This window comes from Vibrio sp. 10N.247.310.98 (assembly GCF_041467395.1).
Classification (GTDB): domain Bacteria; phylum Pseudomonadota; class Gammaproteobacteria; order Enterobacterales; family Vibrionaceae; genus Vibrio; species Vibrio crassostreae_C.
Genome location: NZ_JBFSUL010000010.1, coordinates 94,212 through 101,615 on the forward strand (window position 1 = coordinate 94,212; position 7,404 = coordinate 101,615).

Consider the following 7,404-nt stretch of genomic DNA (forward strand, 5'->3'; position numbering starts at 1 on the left):
ACTAAGAAGCATTGATATTATTGAATCGGGAGAGGCACCTTAGCGGATACATCAATGCTAGGTGCTTCGTTCAAAGGCTCTAAGTTCACTAGGGCTTTTGTTCTTCCTAGGATGTTCTGTCAAGGAAGCGGGAAGAAGAGCAGTTAAGAAGAAGACAAGTTATGACAATTTCATTCAGCCAAGGGCAAGTCATCACGCCAGAATCCAACAACCAGTTAACGCTTAAGTTTGGTGGTTATTCGAATCAAGGCGTACGTGATGAAAACCAAGATGCCATCATTGTAAAACACCCTAAAACTCGCGCAGAGCAAGAGTTGAAAGGCAGTGTTGCCTGCATTGCAGACGGAGCAAGTTGTAGTGAACACGGCCAGAAAGCCAGTCACACCAGCGTGATGCAGTTTATCGACGACTATTACGCAACTCCCCAAAGCTGGAGCATTCAACGTTCGGCGCAAAAGGTCTTAACGTCCCTCAATTCTTGGCTCTTCAACACGTCTGTTTCTAATATTCATCCCCCACAACAAGTGAACCACAATGCCCTCGTTTCGACGTTCAGCAGCGTGATACTCAAATCAAACACCGCACATATATTCCACGTTGGCGACAGCCGCATTTACTTACTCAGAGATGGAGAATTACGCCAACTGACCCGCGACCACACCCGTAAAAATATGGGACAGAAGCATTATCTTACACGCGCCTTAGGCATGGACAACCAACTCAACGTTGACTATCAAACCCTGCCTATCAAGAAAAACGACTGCTTTATCCTGACATCTGATGGCGTGCACGAGTTTGTCTCTCCCAACACCTTCAAGGAACACATCGACAAACCCGGAGCGGATTTCGAATACGCGGCACAAACCATCTGTAACACGGCTTTAAGCCACAATAGCTCGGACAACGTGAGCTGCTTGATTGTGCAAGTCAGCCATCTGCCTAAACCTTCGCTGATTGAGTTCCATGAGAAGCTGGCTAAACGTGCTATCCCACCCGCTTTAAAGCTCGGGCAAAGTATCGACAACTTCATGGTACTTGAGGTGTTGTATGCAGGATCTAGAAGCCATGTGTATCGTGTGATGCAGAAAGAGACACAGACCGAGTTCGTGCTGAAAGTCCCTTCCGTCCAATATCACGATAGCCCTTCGCAACTCAGAGCTTTCTTTAATGAACAATGGGCGGGGATCTTGTTAAAAAACAAGAGAGTAATGAAGGTTTACCCGACGCCAGAGAACTCGCAATTCTTATACCAAATCTGCGAATGGGTTGAAGGCATCACGCTAAGACAATGGATGTACGACAATCCAAAACCGTCACTCAATGAAGTACGCGACATACTAGAAAAGATCACTCAAGGCATTCGAGTACTGCAACGTGCAGACATGGTGCACCGAGACTTAAAGCCGGAAAACATCATGATTCAACGTGATGGTGAGGTAAAAATCATCGACCTTGGTGCGGTGTTAGTGAGAGGTCTTGAAGAGGGAGAGCTCACTGACAAGGACGACACACCATTAGGCGCGGTCAATTACATTGCACCCGAGACCATCAAGCACAACAGCGCGACCACCAGCTCTGATCTGTTCTCTATCGCTGTAATCGGCTATGAGATGCTAACCGGTGAATTACCCTACTCTGAAATGACCGCACAATCGCTTAAGCAATCTCGTCACCATCAATGGGAATACCAACCCATCACACAGAAACGAGCTGACTTACCAAGCTGGGTGGATTTGGTATTACAAAAAGCCTGCGCGGAATCACCAAGCGAACGTCATCAAGTGTTGGGGGATTTTGTGGCAGACCTTTACACACCAAACCAAAGCTTGGTCAAAAGCAAAGCCAAGCAACCTTTGATAAACCGAAACCCGATCCAGTTTTGGAAAGTGTTGGCTTTGTTGCTCGGCATTGTTGCGGTCGTAGAACTGGGGTTATTGTTAAACCCAAGCTAGATACGTTTACGAATTAGCCTAATATAACCGCGTTTAGCCTCGTTTCACTAAGCTTCTTGGCACGAGTTCAATGCCAGCTTGGTAACGCTTAGCCGATGCATTCAGCGCCAAAGCAAAAGCGCTGTCGGCAATTACTTCAAACTGCTGAGGCAGTGAATGGACTTTAAAAGGCAAGAAGTCGAGCAGTCGGTTATCACCAAAGGTTGCCAGTTTTACTTGATTAATCAGCTCTGGCTTTTCAACCATCACATCCAACACACCCTCTAACAAAGTGTAAGACATAGTCACAATCGCATCAGGCACCGTGCCTTTAGCTATCCAGTCTTCAAAAACCTCGCGCCCTGATTCTCGGTCAAAGTGCTCGCCATAACCGACAACCATCGGCTTGTTTTCGGTTAACCCTGTTTGTTGAGTATGTGCTTTATTCGCCGCTTGAAAACCCAACTGACGTTCACGTGAAATGTTCAGATCAGGCAGTGCACCAATCAAACCAACACTATGAATACTGTCATCAAGAATCGAATGCGTCAGTTCAAATGCAGCCTCGAAATCTTCACTGATCACACAGGCAAAGTGCTCATCATCTAAAGGACGATCTATCGCGATGACTGGCGTGCCTGAGTTTTGCAGTTTCAAGTAGAACTCATTGGCGTCTGGCATTGAGCTCGCCACCAGCAAGGCATCGATACGACGGCTAACAAGCGCTTCCGCAACTTTACGTTCGGTTTCGGCGTCATCATCTGAGCAACCAATCAAAATTTGATAACCCACTTTACGTGAGTTCTGCTCTATCAATTTTGCTAAACGCGCGTAACTGCTGTTTTCCAGATCGGGAATAATCAAACCAAATGAACGGCTATTACCAGCGCGCAGCGACGAAGCAGCATGGTCTGGTCGGTAGTTATACTCTTCCACCACTGCCATGACTTTCTGCTGTGTCTTTTCACTGATTCTGTATTTCTGCGCCTTGCCATTAATCACATAGCTGGCTGTGGTTTTCGACACACCGGCTAGTTTGGCAATCTCATCTAGTGTCATATGGGTGACCTGTATTTTGTGCGTAGGATCATATAACCAATCTTCTGATCCTTGGATTAGTTGAATTATATGCTGAATCGATTCAGTATAAAAGCTGAAAGGATTCAGCAAAATCTGAAAAGTGACTTCAATCATCCTTTTGAATGGATTGAGCGTCATTTGTCGTGATTCAGCTTCTTGTTGTTAACGAAACTGGAATTACGACACGCAGCAAAACTATTTTGAAAACCAAAATCGGCTTTGCTGAATTTTTTTACACTGAATGCTGAACCGATTCAGCAAGCATAAAGCAGCGGGCAAATATTGCTCTAGACTGAATCGTAGCGATACACAAATTCTCAAGCGATACGCTAAAGAGGCACCATGCTTAAATTATCAAAATCTGACATCACTCTAGGCCAAACTGCCGAAGACAAATTCAAAGCAATCCAAAACATTGCTGGCGACCTGACAGCTAAAGGTTTAGTTGACTCTGGTTACGTTGAAGGAATGCTGAACCGTGAAAACCAGAACTCTACGTTCCTAGGTAACGGCATCGCGATTCCTCACGGAACGACGGATACTCGTGGCCTAGTAAAAGAGACAGGCGTTGCGGTACACCACTTCCCTGAAGGTATTGATTGGGCAGACGGCAACCGTGTTTACGTAGCAATTGGTATTGCAGCGAAATCTGACGAGCACTTAGGCATTCTTAAGCAACTAACAAAGGTTCTAGCGGCAGACGGTGTTGAAGAGAAATTAAAGCAAGCTAAATCAGAAGACGAAATCATCGCCCTACTTAACGGCGAAGTTCAGCTAGAAGCCGACCTAGACGCTTCTTTAGTTCAGCTACTGTTCCCTGCGAGCGACATGATTCAAATGTCTGCCGTTGCGGGTGGCCTACTTAAGAACACAGGTTGCACAGACAACGCATTCGTTGCTGACCTAGTAACAAAAACACCAACTCACCTAGGCCAAGGCCTGTGGTTGTTGGGCAGCGACAAAGGCGTAACACGCACTGGCGTATCTTTCGTTTCAACAGCGAACCATTGTGAATACGAAGGCACACCAGTGAAAGCATTAGTCGCATTCGCAGCTTGTAACAGCGCGCACCAATCTATTCTGGCAAACCTAAGCAAGATGGTTTTCGAAGGTAAACAGCAACAACTGTTAACAGCTGACGCAGCGCAAGTGATTGGCCTTCTGAAAGGTGAAGCGGTTTCTACAGCGTCTCAAGACGATGACAACTGCGCAGTATTCAAAATCAAAAACGCACACGGCCTGCACGCTCGTCCGGGCGCAATGCTAGTCGCTGAAGCGAAGAAGTTTGAATCAACAATCCGCGTGTCAAACCTAGATGGCGACGGAAAAGAAGTGAACGCGAAGAGCTTGATGAAAGTGATCGCTCTTGGCGTTAAACACGGCCACCAGCTTCAGTTTGTTGCTGAAGGTGAAGACGCAGCACAAGCACTTGAATCGATTGGCAAAGCTATCGCTTCAGGCCTTGGCGAAGGTTAAGGAGTCGATATGTCTGATAAACAAATCAAAGCCGTTACTGTAACGCTTAACCCTGCTCTAGACCTGACAGGCGCTATCGACGCACTAAATGTAGGTTCAGTTAGCCTAGTAAGCAAAGGCTCTCTGCATGCAGCGGGCAAAGGCGTAAACGTCGCAAAAGTTCTTTCAGAGCTTGGCGCGAAAGTGACCGTAACAGGTTTCCTTGGTCGCAACAACGAAGAAGCATTCTGCCAACTGTTTGAACAGATGGGCGCAACTGACCGCTTTATCCGTGTCGACGGCGCGACTCGTATCAACGTGAAGTTGGTAGAGAATTCAGGCCAAGTAAGCGACATCAACTTCCCAGGTGTTCCTGTTGATGCTGACGCGATTAAAGCGTTCGAAGAAACCCTATTAGAACTTGCTGAAACGCACGATTATTTCGTCATTGCAGGCAGCTTGCCACAAGGTATCTCTCCTGAACTTTGCGCTTCTTGGGTTCAACGCTTACACGATTTAGGTAAGAAGGTGCTATTTGATAGCAGCCGTGACGCACTTAAAGCCGGTATCAATGCACAACCATGGTTAATCAAACCAAACGATGAAGAGCTGTCTCAGCTGTTCAATGCAGAGCTGACAACACGTGACCAATGCCAACACGCAGGCCAAGCCCTAAGTGAAAAAGGCATCGATAACATCGTGGTATCACTTGGCGCAGAAGGCGTGATGTGGCTAAACCAAGGTGAATGGTTACATGCTCAACCGCCGCGTATGCAAGTGGTAAGCACAGTAGGCGCAGGTGACACATTAGTCGCAGGCCTTTGTTGGGGTCACATGCAGCAGATGCCAAAACCAGAACTTATTAAATTCGCAACCGCCCTATCTGCTCTAGCAGTTTCACAGGTAGGCGTGGGCATCACCAGCCAACAAGAGCTGGATTCAGTACTACAAAATATCCAATTACAGGCGCTTAGTGCTCCAACTAGCCAGTTAGACACAAGCAAATAGGACAAAAGGTTTATTATGAATATTACCATTATCACAGCTTGCCCAAGTGGCGTAGCAAACAGCATCATCGCCGCGGGCTTGTTAGAGCAAGCGACAAAAGCACTAGGTTGGAACGCTGCTATTGAATGTCAATCAAGCGTGTTACCTGATTCAACTGTATCGCAAGACGCTATCGACAGCAGCGACGTTGTAGTTATCGCAGCTAACAAAAATGTTGATAAAGCACGTTTTGTTGGTAAGAAAGTGTACCAAGCGGCTATCTCTGAATGCACTGCAGATGCAAAAGCGTTTCTAGAGAAAGCGGTAGCAGAAGCAACGGTATTAGACGCTTCTCAAGCTGAAAGCACTGTTGAAGTGACCGGTACCTCTCCAAACTCTTCTACAACAGCAAGCACAGGCAGCAAGAAGATCGTAGCGATTACCGCTTGCCCAACTGGTGTTGCACACACCTTTATGGCAGCTGAAGCGCTTGAAGCAGAAGGCAAACGCCTAGGTCACCAAATCAAAGTGGAAACTCGCGGCTCTGTAGGTGCGAAAAACCAACTGACAGACCAAGAAATCGCAGACGCTGATCTAGTTATCATCGCAGCAGACATCGACGTTCCTCTGGATCGTTTTAACGGCAAAGCGCTGTACAAAACTACAACAAGCCCTGCTTTGAAGAAAACAAAGCAAGAGATGGAAAAAGCATTCGCAGAAGCTAAACCATACCAACACACAGCGTCTTCAAATTCAGCGCCTGCTGACGAGAAGAAAGGCGTGTACAAGCACCTGATGACAGGTGTATCTCACATGCTTCCTGTGGTTGTTGCGGGTGGTTTGATCATCGCACTCTCTTTCGTATTCGGTATCGAAGCGTTTAAAGAAGAAGGCACACTGGCAGCAGCACTGATGACTATCGGTGGTGGTTCTGCATTCGCACTGATGATTCCTGTTCTTGCTGGTTTCATTGCATTCTCGATTGCCGACCGTCCGGGTCTGGCTCCAGGTCTAATTGGCGGTATGCTGGCTAGCTCAACGGGCGCAGGTTTCCTAGGTGGTATCGCGGCAGGTTTCATTGCAGGTTACGCAGCGAAATTCATTGCCGACAAGGTTCAACTTCCACAGTCCATGGAAGCCCTCAAGCCAATCCTGATCATTCCGTTTATCGCGAGTTTGTTCACTGGTCTTGTGATGGTTTACATCGTAGGTGGTCCTGTTTCTGGCGTAATGAGCGCAATGACAGACTTCCTAAACAACATGGGTACGTCTAATGCGATTCTTCTAGGTGTGATTCTAGGCGCAATGATGTGTTTCGACCTTGGTGGTCCGGTAAACAAAGCCGCTTACACATTCGGTGTTGGTCTACTGGCTTCGCAAACTTACGCACCAATGGCTGCAATCATGGCAGCAGGTATGGTTCCAGCTCTAGGTATGGGCCTTGCGACTTTCCTAGTGAAAGACAAGTTTGAAGCAGGCGAGCGTGAAGCAGGTAAAGCATCATTCGTTCTTGGCCTATGTTTCATCTCTGAAGGTGCAATCCCATTCGCAGCGAAAGATCCAATGCGTGTTATCCCAGCTTGTATGGCAGGTGGTGCACTAACAGGTGCTCTATCAATGATGTTTGGTGCACAGCTAATGGCTCCACACGGCGGTCTATTCGTACTACTGATTCCTGGCGCTATCTCTCCAGTACTTATGTACCTAGTAGCGATTGCAGCAGGTACGCTAGTAACAGGCTTTGGCTACGCAGCACTTAAAAAGATGAGCGGCTCTAAAGTAACGGCAGAGGCTTAATCCCCCTACTCTGGTTAACGGTTCAGCCCAATAACCAGAGGCTCTTGATAACCGGTTTCTTGGTAAAACGGCTCCTTAAAACAAAGGCTCCTCATTTGAGGCTGTCTCTTGATCACAAGTCTGGTTAATCAAGAGACTTGGCGAGTTCATACCC

5 protein-coding genes are annotated in these 7,404 nt (G+C 47.2%); 4 read left to right on the plus strand and 1 reads right to left on the minus strand.

Going from position 1 to position 7,404, the window contains the following annotated elements; all coding sequences use genetic code 11:
* Window positions 1-161: 161 nt before the first annotated feature.
* Window positions 162-1,952 (plus strand): protein kinase domain-containing protein, encoded by a 1,791-nt coding sequence (locus AB6E78_RS06550; protein ID WP_372133091.1) that lies wholly within the window; start codon window positions 162-164, stop codon window positions 1,950-1,952.
* 33 nt (window positions 1,953-1,985) lie between these two features.
* On the opposite strand, the gene cra is transcribed toward AB6E78_RS06550, so the two are convergent.
* Window positions 1,986-2,990 carry a catabolite repressor/activator gene (cra, locus tag AB6E78_RS06555; protein ID WP_136982142.1) on the minus strand — a complete coding sequence of 335 codons (1,005 nt, stop codon included), beginning with the start codon at window positions 2,988-2,990 and terminating at the stop codon, window positions 1,986-1,988.
* Between the two features lie 363 nt (window positions 2,991-3,353).
* Between cra and fruB the strand changes: the two genes are divergently transcribed.
* From fruB to fruA, 3 genes are read left to right on the plus strand one after another with little or no spacing between them, the layout of a single operon-like run.
* Window positions 3,354-4,487: a fused PTS fructose transporter subunit IIA/HPr protein gene (gene fruB, locus AB6E78_RS06560; RefSeq protein WP_048608700.1), complete on the plus strand. Its 1,134-nt coding sequence runs from the start codon at window positions 3,354-3,356 to the stop codon at window positions 4,485-4,487.
* A 9-nt stretch (window positions 4,488-4,496) separates the two neighbouring features.
* Complete coding sequence (gene pfkB / locus AB6E78_RS06565) at window positions 4,497-5,474, plus strand: 1-phosphofructokinase (RefSeq protein ID WP_372133095.1); 978 nt, start codon at window positions 4,497-4,499, stop codon at window positions 5,472-5,474.
* A gap of 15 nt (window positions 5,475-5,489) precedes the next feature.
* Complete coding sequence (fruA, locus tag AB6E78_RS06570) at window positions 5,490-7,250, plus strand: PTS fructose transporter subunit IIBC (protein WP_372133098.1); 1,761 nt, start codon at window positions 5,490-5,492, stop codon at window positions 7,248-7,250.
* Window positions 7,251-7,404 lie beyond the last annotated feature (154 nt).

Coding starts and splice junctions, on each gene's coding strand:
- fruA (WP_372133098.1), top strand. CDS start 5,490: ATGAATATTACCATTATCACAGCTTGCCCAAGTGGCGTAGCAAACAGC.
- fruB (WP_048608700.1), top strand. CDS start 3,354: ATGCTTAAATTATCAAAATCTGACATCACTCTAGGCCAAACTGCCGAA.
- AB6E78_RS06550 (WP_372133091.1), top strand. CDS start 162: ATGACAATTTCATTCAGCCAAGGGCAAGTCATCACGCCAGAATCCAAC.
- cra (WP_136982142.1), bottom strand. CDS start 2,990: ATGACACTAGATGAGATTGCCAAACTAGCCGGTGTGTCGAAAACCACA.
- pfkB (WP_372133095.1), top strand. CDS start 4,497: ATGTCTGATAAACAAATCAAAGCCGTTACTGTAACGCTTAACCCTGCT.